Source organism: Brumimicrobium sp. (assembly GCF_048268645.1).
Classification (GTDB): domain Bacteria; phylum Bacteroidota; class Bacteroidia; order Flavobacteriales_D; family Crocinitomicaceae; genus Brumimicrobium; species Brumimicrobium ulvae.
Genome location: NZ_JBLWVE010000011.1, coordinates 73,189 through 88,149 on the forward strand (window position 1 = coordinate 73,189; position 14,961 = coordinate 88,149).

14 protein-coding genes are annotated in these 14,961 nt (G+C 35.7%); 5 read left to right on the forward strand and 9 right to left on the reverse strand.

The features are described from left to right. Window positions 1-30: 30 nt before the first annotated feature. From ACN0U3_RS10050 to ACN0U3_RS10065, 4 genes are all read right to left on the reverse strand, one after another. Window positions 31-324 (reverse strand): DUF1016 N-terminal domain-containing protein, encoded by a 294-nt coding sequence (locus tag ACN0U3_RS10050; protein WP_417266122.1) that lies wholly within the window; start codon window positions 322-324, stop codon window positions 31-33. After that, complete coding sequence (locus ACN0U3_RS10055) at window positions 315-3,032, reverse strand: type I restriction-modification system subunit M (RefSeq protein WP_417266123.1); 2,718 nt, start codon at window positions 3,030-3,032, stop codon at window positions 315-317. The genes ACN0U3_RS10050 and ACN0U3_RS10055 overlap by 10 nt, the downstream gene beginning before the upstream one ends. Window positions 3,033-3,337: 305 nt before the next feature. Next, a complete protein-coding gene (locus ACN0U3_RS10060) occupies window positions 3,338-3,826 on the reverse strand; it encodes a hypothetical protein (RefSeq protein WP_417266124.1) in 489 nt (162 codons plus the stop codon). 106 nt (window positions 3,827-3,932) lie between these two features. Then, entirely contained in the window at window positions 3,933-4,559 is a 627-nt protein-coding gene (locus ACN0U3_RS10065) for a hypothetical protein (RefSeq protein ID WP_417266125.1), read from the reverse strand. Window positions 4,560-4,803: 244 nt separating this feature from the next. On the opposite strand from ACN0U3_RS10065, the gene ACN0U3_RS10070 reads away from it, so the two are divergent. Beyond that, a complete protein-coding gene (locus ACN0U3_RS10070) occupies window positions 4,804-5,349 on the forward strand; it encodes a LemA family protein (RefSeq protein ID WP_101334529.1) in 546 nt (181 codons plus the stop codon). Window positions 5,350-5,351: 2 nt separating this feature from the next. Beyond that, window positions 5,352-7,073, forward strand: coding sequence for a DUF2207 domain-containing protein (locus ACN0U3_RS10075; protein ID WP_417266126.1), 1,722 nt, complete (start codon window positions 5,352-5,354; stop codon window positions 7,071-7,073). A 115-nt stretch (window positions 7,074-7,188) separates the two neighbouring features. Here ACN0U3_RS10075 and ACN0U3_RS10080 read toward each other — a convergent pair whose 3' ends face one another. Further along, a complete protein-coding gene (locus ACN0U3_RS10080; RefSeq protein ID WP_417266127.1) occupies window positions 7,189-9,282 on the reverse strand; it encodes an amino acid carrier protein in 2,094 nt (697 codons plus the stop codon). Between the two features lie 233 nt (window positions 9,283-9,515). Here ACN0U3_RS10080 and ACN0U3_RS10085 point away from each other — a divergent pair, with 233 nt between their 5' ends. Together ACN0U3_RS10085 and ACN0U3_RS10090 are read left to right on the forward strand one after the other, a co-directional pair. Then, window positions 9,516-10,049, forward strand: a complete 534-nt coding sequence (locus ACN0U3_RS10085; protein ID WP_417266128.1) for a DUF4382 domain-containing protein — start codon at window positions 9,516-9,518, stop codon at window positions 10,047-10,049. Window positions 10,050-10,115: 66 nt separating this feature from the next. Continuing rightward, on the forward strand, window positions 10,116-10,547 hold the full coding sequence (locus tag ACN0U3_RS10090) for a hypothetical protein (protein WP_417266129.1): 432 nt from the start codon (window positions 10,116-10,118) through the stop codon (window positions 10,545-10,547). Window positions 10,548-10,826: 279 nt separating this feature from the next. Here the strand turns inward: ACN0U3_RS10090 and ACN0U3_RS10095 are convergent, their stop codons facing one another. After that, window positions 10,827-12,077, reverse strand: coding sequence for a paraquat-inducible protein A (locus ACN0U3_RS10095; protein WP_417266130.1), 1,251 nt, complete (start codon window positions 12,075-12,077; stop codon window positions 10,827-10,829). Between the two features lie 281 nt (window positions 12,078-12,358). Here ACN0U3_RS10095 and ACN0U3_RS10100 point away from each other — a divergent pair, with 281 nt between their 5' ends. Beyond that, window positions 12,359-12,559, forward strand: coding sequence for a dodecin family protein (locus ACN0U3_RS10100; RefSeq protein ID WP_299203223.1), 201 nt, complete (start codon window positions 12,359-12,361; stop codon window positions 12,557-12,559). An 80-nt stretch (window positions 12,560-12,639) separates the two neighbouring features. Here ACN0U3_RS10100 and ACN0U3_RS10105 read toward each other — a convergent pair whose 3' ends face one another. The 3 genes from ACN0U3_RS10105 to ACN0U3_RS10115 form a co-directional block, all read right to left on the reverse strand. Next, window positions 12,640-13,296: a DUF6629 family protein gene (locus ACN0U3_RS10105; RefSeq protein ID WP_417266131.1), complete on the reverse strand. Its 657-nt coding sequence runs from the start codon at window positions 13,294-13,296 to the stop codon at window positions 12,640-12,642. 86 nt (window positions 13,297-13,382) lie between these two features. Next, window positions 13,383-14,075, reverse strand: a complete 693-nt coding sequence (locus ACN0U3_RS10110) for an outer membrane beta-barrel protein (RefSeq protein WP_417266132.1) — start codon at window positions 14,073-14,075, stop codon at window positions 13,383-13,385. A gap of 8 nt (window positions 14,076-14,083) precedes the next feature. Further along, the gene (locus ACN0U3_RS10115) at window positions 14,084-14,875 is read right to left on the reverse strand and encodes a hypothetical protein (RefSeq protein WP_417266133.1); all 792 of its coding nucleotides are present in this window, start codon (window positions 14,873-14,875) and stop codon (window positions 14,084-14,086) included. Window positions 14,876-14,961 lie beyond the last annotated feature (86 nt).

A 14,961-nucleotide genomic window follows, 5' to 3' on the forward strand; every position in this document is an offset into this window, starting at 1 on the left:
TTCTACTGTTTATGAATTGACGTTTTAGTTTCACCTTTCGTTTTGGCATATCATCGCATAGAATTCAGGTTTTAACTCATCTTTAATTGGAATTAAAGCAATAAAATGCGTCCAACTTAATTGTCGTGCTAACGATACGACAATTTGCTTCCCATACTCAGCTCGCTCACCATCAAGAAGTTCGTTGTTAATGCGCTCACCTATTTTCCAATACATCAAAGTGAGCGATGCATTAGCAGACTGTGCAAGTTGTGATTTGGCATTTGATACCAAACTACAAACATCAGCATACAATTGCTTTTCATTTTGATTCTCTAACTCCATACCAATCCCATTTTTTCAAAGTGAGTAGCTACTTTGGCTTCCAGTTCTTCTGTTTCTGCGGATAATGTTCCCAACTTATTTTCATAGCGTTCTGCTAATTCTTTAACCCGCGTGGTTAAACGTTGAGAAATTCCGTCAATTTCAGATTGAATGTCATTTTTGATAGCAATTAACCATTTGTCATCCACCACTAAAGTTCTCACTTCAGCTTCCGTAAGTTTTTGGAATTGTTGAAGCGTCAATAGATCCAATTCTTTTTCTTTGGCTTTAATGTCTTTCTTTAACGCAGAAACTTCTTCATGTAAGCCAATAAAATCGTGTATTATTTTCAAATCAACGATATGTTCTTCTTGGACGTTGTTTTGAATCTTTTCCATTAACTTCTGGTCCAAAGTCTTTGTTATTTTACCTAGTTTTTTTCTAGTCTGAGCAATTCGTTTGGTTCTGTCTATCCACTGGTTTAATGTTTTAGCTTCTTCTGAATCTTCGTTAAGTGTTTTAAGACTTCGCTTTACATTGGTTTGTGTAACTTGTCCACGAGCATTCTTTAAAGAACTAAAGTAGCTTATTTCCTCAAGATTAATTAAAGCCTTTGATTTCTTATCAATAGTCTCCAGTAGGCTTTGAATTTCTTTATATTCTTTAGGGTAATAATGATTATAGGCCGCTTCACTGTATTCTACAAAACTCTCCTTAGCTTCACCAATTTTAATAACTTCATTAAGAACCTGCTCTTCACCTCCATTGTTTTCAATCATTTCCTGAATTTCACTTTCTTTGGACTCTAATTCATTTTCCAAATCATTCAGTTCTGCTTTATCAGATAAGAGATATTTATTTACCACTAATTCTTTCGGAATAAGATCTGTTGTCCAGCTCTCTACCTTAGTGTTGCCTTTTTTATCTTTCTTTTCATTAATTTTCACTGTTGCTTTCCAACCTTCTTCAATAATCAAGTAAGTATCATCCTTCATGGTCTCATTCCAATAATTCATCAAATACTGGTAAATATCGTATTGACTAATCAAGGCTTTTCCTGCATATTGGTTGAGCAATGCCGTAGAAATATGTTTAATAAACTTTTTAGGAGCAGTATTGATATCTATTCCTTGTAAATCCTCATAGATTTCATTTTTCCAATTTTCAAATGCTTTCCCAATACTCACACTGTAGGCGTCAAACTCTGGATGATTGTATATGGTCTCTTTAACCGCACTCGGTTCTACATTCAACTGCGCATAGCCTTCTCGTAAAGGAGAAAATAATTCTTTTCTCAATGTTGGATACACCTTCCAGAAACCTTGTAAACCATCAATATCTTTTGTTGGAATACCACCATTTAAGTGCGCATCCAAATCTTGTATATCTTCTTCCTCTTGTGTATCGATATAACGCGGAATATTTAGGTTAAACTCGTTTTTTTCAATTTCTTCAAATGGAACAAAACGCGAATATTTTTCTACTTCTTTTTGATGATTAAAGACATCCACAATTTTATGCATGTCTTGTTCACGCAAACGATTTTTGTTTCCGTCTTTGATAAATCCTTTCGAAGAATCAATCATAAATATTCCTTTGCGTTCTTCGGCGTTTTCTTTGTCAATCACAATAATACACGCTGGAATTCCCGTTCCGTAGAACAAGTTGGCAGGTAAACCAATAATTCCTTTGATCCACTTACGTTCAATAATGTTTTGACGAATTTCCGCCTCCGCATTTCCTCTAAACAAAACACCGTGCGGTAAAATTATCGCTCCTTTTCCAGTGCTTTTTAAAGAAGCCAAGATGTGCAATAAGAAAGCATAGTCACCATTCTTTTCTGGTGGCACACCATATTCCGCAAAACGATTAAACTCATCGTCCATCGGTACAATTCCGCTGGTCCAGTTTTTTACTGAGAATGGAGGATTGGCGACTACAAAGTCAAAACGCTTTAACGAACCATCGTCTTCTTTAAATTGAGGATAAGCAATCGTGTTTTTTCCTGCAATTTCTGCTTCTGGATAACCGTGCAACCACATATTCATAATGGCCAAACCACGTGTTGCAATATCTTTTTCTTGTCCGTAAATCGTCAATCCATTCTGAGATTCTTCAGCAACTTTCATCAACAAAGATCCCGAACCACAGGTTGGGTCATAAGCAGTAAATGAAGGTTTATCTGCTTTATGAACATCAATAACTCTTGCCAAAATTCGTGATACTTCCGCTGGCGTATAGAACTGTCCTTTCGACTTTCCTGATTCCGTAGCAAAGTGACGCATTAAAAACTCATAGGCATCTCCTAGGATATCATCGTCTTCTGCACGGTTATTCTTAAAGTTCAAGGCAGGATTTTCAAAAATGGCAATCAATTTTGTCAATCGATCCACTTTTTCCTGATCACTTCCTAATTTATCATCATCGTTAAAGTCAGCCAATTCCATTGAACCCTCCAAACCATTTGCTGCAAACAGTGGTTTCAGAATTTCCTTATTGATTCTATCCCCAATATCCTTCTGACCTTTCAATGCTACCATATCTTCAAAAGAAGCGCCTTTTGGAACTTCAATCAAACTCATTGGATCTCCGGCATTCTTATCAGAAACATATTTAACGAACAACATCGTCAATACATAATCTTTGTATTGCGAAGCATCCATTCCACCTCTCAGTTCATTACAACTTGCCCATAACGAGCTATATAATTCGGATTTTTTTATTGCCATAGTTTTAGTTTTGTTTGTGATTGATGGGGTTTCAGGTTGTTAATTTTAATGTCTTAATTCGGTTTGTAAATCACTAAATATAAAAGAGGTCTTAAAGTTAATAAATTTAATCAGGTAGGGGGTGTGTTGAGGAGTATTTTAAGAAGCGTAAATAGTTTTATTGGGACTGTAAAGAATTTAGTAATATTCAGAATTGTTGAAGCGAAAAACCTAAGTTAAGGGGTAATGTTTTTTAATCGGACGATAGTGATTTCTAATGACACACTTTTCTGAACAGACTCTAATCAATTCGTTTATCATCTTTATTACTCCCCAACCACCATCACCACAAACAACTCATCCTTTATCGTTTTTAACTGATCCAGAAACAGCGTATCTTTAAACGCTTTATCCTTGCCTTCATATTCTCCCAATCCTACCAAGTCAAGTCCTTTTATAAACGCAATCTCATAGTTATACTTTTGTTTTAATCGTCTCAAAAAAGCACGTAATTCAAAAATAGACAGCGATATGTTCTGCTCTTTAAAAGCATGAAGATCAACTTTAATATGTGTCACTTCATCAATGTCAAAAGTGGGGGAGAAGTTGTTATAAATTCCACCTCTTTTGTATCGCTTTTGATTGAGCTCCGTAAGTAATTTCTCTCCACTATGGACTGGAACCAATTTAACGAATTGAGCAGTTGGAATGTCTTGAATTTTGTATTCTAGATCTTTTTCAATGGCGATGAATTCAGCTTGGTTGTTATTGAGAAAGTTGAGGTTTTTTCTGATGGTGTGCTTGGTGAGATTCATGGGGATGTTTTTAGTTCTGATAATGTAACAAAATTAGAATAGAGCGCCGACAAAACGTGTCGGGACAATGGAAGTCTTAATAAGAGAAGTTTATAATTCCTTACTTTTATTCCTCATCCAATTCCTCATCATAAAACGGCAAACTATCCATTTCTGCTCTTATTTTTGCAATACTTTCGGGTAAAACATGTTGAGTATAAAACAAATCATTAAATAGTGTAAGAAACTCAACTGTGTACTTAAAATCTTCATGATCAATATAAAGTTCAAATTCTTTAATGCGGTAAATATTAACATTCAAATGTTTTGCATTTACATCATAATCTAGATAATCAACAAGAAAGTATGCATAATCCTGAGTTGCTAATACTTCATGTTTTGCAACCCAATCTTTCACATCGGAAGGAGAATGTTTGATTTCACGATATATATGCAATTCTTTCTCGAAGGAACTTTCGCTTCTATGAAACTCAGAAATTGTTTCTAATTCTGAATATAAGTTTAAAAACTTAAGTTCAGATTCGGTGAGTACTTCTTTTAAAGGTGGAAACCTACTTATACTGCCGTCCTCGTGTTCAAAACTAGTATATTTACTTTCTTGGTATGCTATAATTTGCTTTTGTGCGTCTGAATGTTTTAAGAGCCACCATTCAATCTTGTCCAAGCTCATAAATGGCGTGTCAATAAGTGATTCGAAGTCGTTTAGGTATTTTCCAAGGTGGTCATTTCTCATGGTGGTGATTTTAGGTTTTAGTCTATTGTTTAAATGAAAATACAAAAAAAACATGAAATTCGCCAGCTTATTCCCCGGAATTAAAATCCATTTGAAAAGGGTGGAGAAAATAAAATCAAAAAATTATTCACTGACATAAAGGGCGCTTGTGTAGATAAATAAAACACCCCTCAAAACTCATAACCAACTTCCCAAAAGACGAACCGTCGGTAATTTCTAATTCATAATTATTATATTTACCAGCATGAATACTACTCTTATAATTTCAACCTTGATTGTCATCCTTTTGATTTTCATTTGGGTGATTTACAATCAACTCATTACTGCAAGAGAATCGATCAATGAAGCATTGGCAGGAATTGATGTGCAATTGAAGAAACGTTTCGAATTGATTCCGAGGTTGGTGGAAATTGTGAAAGGATACACCAACTACGAAGCGGAAACATTTGAAAAGGTGACAGCTTTGCGGTCGGAGGATGGAAAAGATATGGTGCAAAAAGAAAAAGAAGATGCTGGACTGAATTTGGTGAGTCAATCCATTAAAGTAACCGTCGAAGATTATCCCGAGTTGAAGTCCAACACCCATTTTCTGGAGTTGATGAAAGAACTTTCTATAGTTGAAGATGAGTTGGCCATGTCAAGACGATATTTAAATGGAACCATCCGAGATTATAATACCAAAATTGGTGTTTTTCCTAATTTGATCATTGCCGGACCTTTTGGTTTTAAAGAAAGACCGTTTTATGAAATAGAATCCTTTGAACGTGAACCTCATAAAATTTTTGAATAGAAATGAAACGACTATTACTACTATTTTTATTGCTTATTTCATATAATCTCTCGGCACAGACCGAAAAGATCCATGTTTTTGAAAGTGATATTAAAATTCAAGAGGATGGAAGTGTAATTGTGCATGAGAAAATCTCGGTAGAAGTTCATAATGCTAGGATAAAAAGTGGGATTTATAGAGCAATTCCCTTAGACTTCTATGTAAATGACGAGAGAAGAAGACAAAAATTGAAGGTTGTTGATGTTATGCGAAATGGGTATCCAGAGCCATATTTCATTGAGTCTTATGAGGGTGGACTTCGAATAATGGTTGGACAAAAAGATTTTATGATCGACCCTGGAAGGCATGTTTATGAAATTGTTTATGAATTAGATAGAAGTGTTGTTTGTGACGATAAAAACAGCAGCTGTGAATTAATGTGGAATGTCAATGGGAATGATTGGGATTTAGGAATAGATTCTTTAGTTGCTAAAGTTTATTTACCAAATAATTCCAAAATAGAGAACTTCAATGCATGGGTAGGTAAATACGGTTCTGAGGAGAGTGAAGATTTTGAGTCTTACGCTATAAATGAATCTGCACATACTTTTTATTGTACAAATTTAGGTCGCAATGAAAACCTAACTTTTTCAATTGATTTTGAAAGCAGCGTTATGACTCCTGCATCATTTAATCAAAGGGTAAATTACTTTTATAGAGATAAAGGACTTTTTTTAATTGGAGGTCTTGCTCTTGTTTTATCATTTCTGATTAACTTTTTCTTGTGGTTAAAGTTCGGTAAGGATCCAAAAGAGGGAACTATTATTCCGCAATTTTACCCTCCAGAGAATATGAGTCCTGCTGAGGTATCATATTTAAAAAATAAGGCAAAACCAGATAAAAATATATTTGCAGCTCAGTTAATTCAATTGGCCGTTAAAGGGCATGTAAAAATCAATTCAAATGGTGACGAAGGGCGTGGTTGGTTTAAAAAGAAATCATTTACTGTAGAGCTTATAGAGGATAACAAAGATAAAAAAAAGTTGAACGAAATTGAAGAGAACTTCTTATCTAAATTGATGAAAGGAGCTAATTCAATAACAATAAGTGGTAAAACAGATAAACGAATTAGTCTTGCTTTTCAACAATTGATGAAGGACTTAGAAAAAAAGCAAAAAGGAGTTTTTTATAAAAAGAATAGTGGACTCATTTTACCTCAAATAATCATCTTTTTTAGCAGCTTTTTTTTGATGTTATATACTTCTAATGTGTTTGGTGGGCCATGGTGGACAATGCCTTTAGTGTTTGTTTCTTTGATCGTTATTATGGTTGTTTTTTTGAAGCTAATTTATCGCCCTACAGTTCGAGGTAGGCAGGTGTTGGATCATATTTTGGGTTTTGAAAGGTTTATAAAGTATGCGGATGAATTAAGAATTAACGCTTTGAATCAACCTGATATGAACTTTACTTGTTATGAAGAAAACCTTCCTTATGCTATTGCATTTGGACAGTCTGAAAAGTGGAGCCAACACTTCCCGGCTGAGGTGCTGGATGATGGTTTTAAAACGAGTAGTCGTATAGGCCGATTTACTTCTTCTTCAGTTGCTTTAGGAGCTATCTCCTCAGTTTCTTCAGTTGCTGCATCATCACAGAAAAGTTCAATTGCTTCGAGCAGATCCGGAGGTGGCTCTAGTGGTGGCTTCTCTGGTGGTGGCGCTGGAGGAGGTGGAGGAGGAGGTTGGTAGCTTCTACATTCTCAATCAAAGTGTTGTGCTTGAGCAATAACCTTGATATTTTGTACCAGCTTCCTGCTTTTAATGATTAACTCCTGTTCCGTAATTCACATTGAGCAAAGTGTATTTACTTCTTGGTCTTTAAATACTGAGGATTGATATACAATTTTCCATCCTTTAACTTCTGCCAATACGCCTTCATATCTGCATTGATTTCTGGAGCCATAATGTAAAGTCCAATGATATTAGGAAAGGACATGGCTAAAATCATCATATCGGCAAAACTAAGCACTGCCCCAAGGCTTACTGAAGCTCCTAACACAACAAAAAGCAGGTACATTACTTTGTAAATCATTTCAATTTTTTTGCTTTTCCCGAAAAGGTAAGTCCAAGAACGCATACCGTAATATGACCAAGAAACCATGGTTGAAAAAGCAAATAAAAATACGGCAATGGCAAGTACAGTAGGAAACCAAGATACAACACTCCCAAATGCATCGGCAGTGAGTTCTACACCTCCTAATCCAGTGTTGGTTTCATGCATTCCTGTGAATATCAAAACAAGTGCAGTCATGGTACAAACAAGCATGGTATCAATGAAAGGTTCAACCAAGGCTGTAAATCCATCTGCAATGGGATGATTTGTTTTTGAAGCACTATGTGCAATGGCGGCAGAACCTACTCCTGCTTCACTTGAAAAAGCAGCACGTTGTAAACCGATAATTAATACACCAATAAATCCACCTTTTAATGCATCGGCAGAAAATGCTCCTTCAAAAATGGCGGCAAATGCTCCACCAATGTATTCGAAGTGATAACCGATTACGACCAAGCAACCTATGACATAAAAAATTGCCATGACAGGAACAACTTTCGCCGTTACTTTTGCAATACTTCTAATTCCTCCAATAATCACGGCTCCTACCAGCAAGGCGAATAAAACCCCGAACATAAATCCATGGCCTTGTAACGCTGGAATTTGCTCAGAAACAATTTTAAAAGCTTGGTTGGACTGCAACATGTTTCCTCCTCCGAAGGATGCACCGATACCTAAAACAGCAAAAAATGCAGCAAGAAACTTACCTAATCGTTTGAGGTTTTTCTTTTCTAATCCATAGCGCAAATAATTCATCGGCCCACCAAAAATTCGACCTCCTTCATCAATGTCACGGTATTTTACCCCGAGTGTACACTCTGCGAATTTCAAAGACATTCCGAAAAATCCTGCGAGAAACATCCAAAAGGTTGCTCCTGCACCTCCCAATGAAATGGCAACGGCAACTCCGGCAATGTTCCCTAATCCTACAGTTGCAGATACGGCTGTAGCCATGGCTTGAAAATGAGTGATGGTTCCTGGTGCATTTGGATCGTCATATTTCCCTTTGGCCAAATCAATGGAATGTTTAAATCCACGTATGTTGACAAACTTTAAGCGCAAAGTGAAAAATATGCTTCCTAATATTAACCAGATCACAATGAAGGGAATGGTGTTGGTTTTTACATCTCCGTTGGGATGCTGTAACGCTTGGGGCTCATCAAAGTGAATGACGCCCAAAGGTGGAGACTTAAATGAACCTGTCTCTGGTTTTCGGGAAACACTTTCTCCTTGTTGAGCAATGTGTTCTAATTTTCCAGCAGCATCCGCATAAATGATATACTCTTTTTGCTCTTTGTTTTCTAAAATTGCGATTTTTTGACCTTTTTCGACTTGTGTTTCATGGTCTACCAACCAACTTTTAACTAAAAATGATTCTTGTGGTGCTTTACTTATTCGTGGTAATAAAACATCTTTGTGTGAGGCGTAGACTACTGGGTCATAGAGGCCAATACTTGCAAACGCATCCCAAAATAATACCGCACCTAAAACGTCAACTGCTGGTTGAACTCCACTGTTGAAAATTTCGGTAATGGATTCTGCAGGAATTTTAAATGTTTTAGAAACTGAATTTCCTTCGGCATCGGTTACAAGAACTGAATGCTTCATTCCCTCAATTAATCCATGGGATTCATCTGATGCTAAGGGAGTTTCCACATTACTCCACTTGTATAGATAAGGTGCTGTTCCTCCTTTGACAATAACTTTTGCTGTTCCGTTGTTTATTTCTGAATCTGGATTGGTCCATTCTACTTGTACTTCAAAGGCTTCTTTGGTAGAGTGTTGAGCTGAAGCAAATGAACCTAAAATGAATATAAAAAGCGATAAAAGACTGTATTTTGTCATAAAAAGTTTGAAATTTCGTTGTTTTTTGTCAAAAATCACAAAATAATGATATTGCTAAACCCACCCAAGGTATTTCCAGTTTTTCTTGAGTTGGACCATATATAAATTGTTGATTTTAGAATTTAAAGGTGAGTATTGTTTCTGTGAATTTGTCTCGTTAAATTATCCTAAGAGAATTGGTGGTGAGCTTGTTTTTCATTAGCTTGGTACTCGAAATCAAAAACTATAAAATTATGAAGAAGACCATAAAATTTTTAGTACCTGCATTGTTTATTTTAGCATTGACTTTTGCATGTAAGAAGGAAGAACAGGGTCAGCTTAAAGTCCTATTAACGGATGCACCAGCTGATTTCACAGAAGTGAATGTAAACATTACAGAAGTTTGGGCTCATTATTCAGGAGGCTGGGTCGAATTGAATGCCAATACAGGATTCTATGATTTGTTGCAATTGCAAAATGGTGTAACGGATGTCCTTGCAGATCCAACAGCTTTGCCAACAGGGAAAATCAATCAGATGAGGCTTGTACTTGGAGGAAATAACTATTCTGTTGAGGTAATTGACTCGGTTAGCGTTCAACATCCATTGTTGCTTTCAAGTCAAGACAAAACAGGATTGAAAATCAATTTGAACTCTGAAGTTTTGGCCAATCAAACGATGGTAGTGACTTTAGATTTTGACGCAGGAAGTTCAATTGTAGAAACTGGAAACGGTGAATACAAATTAAAACCAGTCATTAAAGTAGCTGATGTTACTTACGTACCTTAAAAAAACAAGCCAGAAAATGATTTTGGCTTCAAGTTTGCAAACCCATGATAAAACAAAAATAAAATGATGAAAAAGTTAGTATTAGTATGCGCAGTTCTAGGAGGAATAAGTTTATCCGCTGCGGCACAAACAGAAAAAGCACCAAAGGTGGAAAAGAAACCTCAAGTTGAAAGTGAAAAAGAAGTGAGAAATCCTTCTGAGCAACCTATTCAGATGGAAACCGTGAGAAAAGCCCCGCCAACTAGAGAAATTCAAGTCAGAAAAGTGGAAGTAGAAAGTACGGAGGCGAAAAAACCAGCTAAACTTTCTGAAAAACCGTCTGAAGTTCAAAAGGAAACAAAAGCCGTAAATAAAAGAGCACACGCCGAAGAGAAATCAAAGGGAAATGCTTTTAGCGGAAAAGGAAAAGGAGGTGATAAAAACCTTGTTGATCCAGAAAAGAAAGAGAAGAAAGCCAAGAAAGCCAAAAAGTTGAAAAAAGCTAAAAAGGTGAAATAAAAATTTGATTCCCCCGCTATTGAGGCATTAACAATTTTACAGGCAAAACTGTTGTCCATTTACTTTAAAGTAAAGGCTACGATCTTTGAATTTTAAAATAGCCTTTAGTTGATGGATAATGATTTCCCGAAACCTCATTAAAAAATTACGTGAATAATAGTGGGGAATCATAAGAAAGGCGTTTCTCAATATATATTTAAACCGATTGGAATTTTCTAGTCGGTTTTTTTTGTTGCTTGTTCGTCTTGCCAAGCGGCCACTTTTTTATCATAGCTTTCTTTAAGGTGCTAAGGTTTTCTGACTCCGTTTGTTGAGCAGTAAACTCAGCAATGCAAAAGCGGTAAAGGCAAAGAATCCAATTTGAATACTGGATTGATTGGTGGTCAGAACTTCTACTTTTGAACTCAAGCCCTCTATTTGACTCAGTTGTTCGGTGAGGATTCCTGAAAAACCTATGTAGGCCATGAATATAGCAACAACCATAACGTCAGCCATGGACCATTTTCCTGTTTTGTAAACCAAAAATAAAGCAATTTTGTTGGATTTCATACGAGGAAGTAAGACCATACACACTGAGGTGATTAACTTGGACAATGGAAACAACACACTAAATATAAAGACTAAAAGTCCGACCATAAGCAAGTCAAATCCGCCTTGTTGAATCATGAGTTGTATGACTTCGATGATGCTTTTGCTTTTGTAATAAATGACTTGCTGTTGAAAATTGATTTGCTCTCCTAATAAGCTAATTTTAAAATCTGATATTCGGGCGTCAATCTCTATCATGGGTAATGTCAACCCAAGGACTAAAAACAATAAGCAAACTAAGGTCAGTAAAATGAATTCCATTTTGCTAAAAACTTGAGATAAAAAAATAAACACAGCTGTCAATACGGCAATTACCGCCAAAATGTATTTGTACAAGTTTGATTGCTCTTGAAAATCATTAAGCAAAGTTCTTAGCCCCGCGATAGTTGCAGGACGATCTCCCCACGGGTACTTTTTCAATACCGCATTGTGGGCTGAATAATCGACTTCAGAAAAGGTGTTTTCAGCATACTCATTGATTTTAGCAGTGATGTATGCTTTTAAGTTTTTTTTGTTTTCAGGGTCGTCAAGAAATTCAACAATTTGCTTAGAGAATTCTGGAATTCTAATTTTCATTGAGCCGAATATATCGAAAGCCGAAGCGCCAATGTTTTTTATTATACCTGAAAAACTATCCCTGTTTTTATCGTAGTAATCTTTTTCAAAATCATGAATAACATTCTTAAGAAAGTCGGCTATTTTCTTTTCTAATATGACTTTGTCTTTTCCTTGAACTTCTAGTTCATCAATTTTTTTGGCAATTATTTCTGAAACAATATCGCGCCACTCATCCACATTAAATAAACCGTATTTTATGTCAGAAATTTCGATCAAATCTTCTTTAATCAGTCTTTTCTGATGGTTGGTTTGGTAAATCAATACAGCTAATGTGCCCAAACTTAGCAATAGTGAAATGATCAGTAGTAAACGTATATTTTTCAAAAGGTGTTGTGTTTGAAAGTCCGTGAACGATGACTTGTTTTCATAAAAAGAGTTCTAATTAAACACGATTTACATACGAACAAGTATTGGTCTCTAAAATTGTGTTGACATCAAACTTAAGAAATATAAATATTATTCACTTTGAATTTTTGTGTTTTGTTTGATGAGGCCTATTTTGACTACGAAGTACTGTTTTTTTATAGATAAATGAAATAAGTGGTTTGAAATCAGTGTGTTTTGTTGTATATTGAAGGTCATTATTAATCTAAAATAAACACAAAATGGCAGTATTAAAAGTTATTGAAGTATTAGCAAACTCAGAAAAAAGCTGGGAAGACGCAACAAAAAAAGCAGTTAAACATGCAGCAAAAAGCCTTAAAAACATTCGTTCTGTTTACGTGAATGAACAAAGTGCTAGCGTAAAAGGCGATGACATTACAGAATTTAGAGTGAACGTAAAAATCACCTTCGAAGTGGAATAAAACAAATCGATTTTATTGAAAAAAACCTGAATTATATGATTCAGGTTTTTTTGTTTCTTATTTATTCTAAGCGACTGCCTTCATATTCTGATTGGTCTTTTTTTGGCTACCCCTTTCACGATGATGTAGATGTATACACTGATCAATGAAGCAAAGAAACACCATACAGAAAGCACATGATTTTCATAGAAATACAAAGCAGATCCGTAAGAAATGGCTATGAATACGCCGAGTATCCACATGCGTTTTACATTGGAGAAAAACAAAGAAAGAAGGGTTGCAGCTGCATAGAGAATAGCTCCATATTTATAAATTGTTTCAGGATAATTATTCGAATATGCAATGTGATGACCAGAAATACTGGCTTCCATATCATAAGCAATAAGGAAAAAAGCTAAAGTCCCACTTACAAGTATTCCAACGCCCGCAAGTATTTTCTGAATTAACTTCCGATCACTTTTTTTGTCGAGCATAAGCACCCCAAAGGGGACAATAAAAGGCCAGATAATTTGAGCGAAAAAAATAAATATATATGTGGCGACGCGTTGTATTTGAATCATTTCAGGGTCGGGGAGGGTTAGCCATAAAACACCTTCAGCCAACTGTTGCACTCCAAATACCAAAGGAATACTAGCAAACCATAGTTGAGATTTATGCGTAGTCTTTTTTATTGTAGCTACTCCAATTACTGTAAGCGCTGCTCCTGCGATAAAACTTGCTTCTGCTGAAAAACACATAGTAGATTCTTTGAGTATTATAAGTTTTTACAAAACGAGATCGATATTCAACTAAATCAATGTAGTTCGCAATAAGCAACAAAAGCCTATTTGAAAATCGTATATCCTAAGTTCAATTGCAGTTGAGAATAACGTATACTAAAATTTGTATTGGTGTTTTCATTCATGAAATTGGTCTGGAATCGAACACCTGCGCGAAGTCCAAATGCAAATTCATATTGAACCCCTGCAATAAATCCTAAATTGATTCCTCTGTAATCAATCGGACTTTCTGTAAGCTCTTCTGTTTCTATAGATTCCTGGTTGTATACTGTTTTTCTATATCCCGAACTCCTGTAATAACTATCACTAAGATGCATCATAAAGACAGGGCCTGCAAAACCACTAATGGTCTTTTTATCTCCGTACCTTCCTTTTCTGAAGTCCTTTTTTACAGAAGCCAATATCGGAAGCTCGAAATTAACAGTACCAACACTCGAGAAATGCTCTTCATAAAAGGTTAAACCATTTTTTGATTTCTCTACAATCAATGTAGAGTTATGATGTCTTCCTGAAATTAAAAGCTCAGCCATTAATTCAAAATTGTCGTGGAGCTCATAACTTCCAAAGAGTCCTCCAGAAAATGACTTTCCAGACACTGTTTGATTGTTTAAAGAATCTCCTAATGTTTCATATTTCGGCATATTGTGATTAAAGCCAACAAGTGCTCCGAATTTAATTTGAGCCTGTGCTAAAAATGAACAAGATATAATTGCGATACTGAATACTAATTTCATCATGGCCTTATCTATTTAGTAAATGCATTTACGAATTTGTAAGTCCCTCCAACTCGCTTAAAGAGCACTAAAGCAAAAGAAATATCCTCTTCTGTCCAATCTGGATTTCTATAGACTTCAAACTCTAAGTTGATTTGATAGCCTTTTTCTATTTTTCCTGTAGCTACTTTATAAGCCCATGGATCCTTGAACTGCGTATTGATCGGATGGGCAAGATTAGCAACGAAATTGGGGTGAACCGTATTGGGACCATCAGGATGACCGTTTTGTTCTCCGACTTGATTGCTAACAATTAAAAAAGGTGAAATAACAAAGTCTCCTTCTGCAGCTTTGAAAAATTTCGTCGTTGTTTTTAAATGAATTTTTTCATCAGATAAGGTGTATTCATAATTTGCACCGGCCAATACCTCTGCGTCAATATGTTGTGCAATACTTCCGATTCCTGCATGATTAACACCGTTGATGGTATCAAAGTTAAAGAAGAAACGCGGGGTTCCTCCTCCAATTCCAAACAAGTCGTTCACCCTGTCGTAATACGTATTCCCTTCTGGAGAAACATAGGTGAAGGCCGTTTTAAAGGCCATAAAAACAGCTTCGTCTTTGTATTGTTGTTTTAAATCGGCAAATAAATCAAAACCCCAACCACCACATGGTCCACACCAAGTTGCAGTTCGTTTGGCAACTACGGACATGTTTTTTTCTTCAACATTTAAGAAATTGGAATCTTGTAAATTGGTGACTTCTTTCTTACATGAAAAAAGTGCTAAGGATAGTACTGTGATAGTAAGGACAATTTTTGACATGACTAGATTGTGTTAATGTTTTGTAATAGACGTACAGGAATGAAAATTAGTTGCTTAACAGATGGGATTGCTTTGTTTTATCGTTG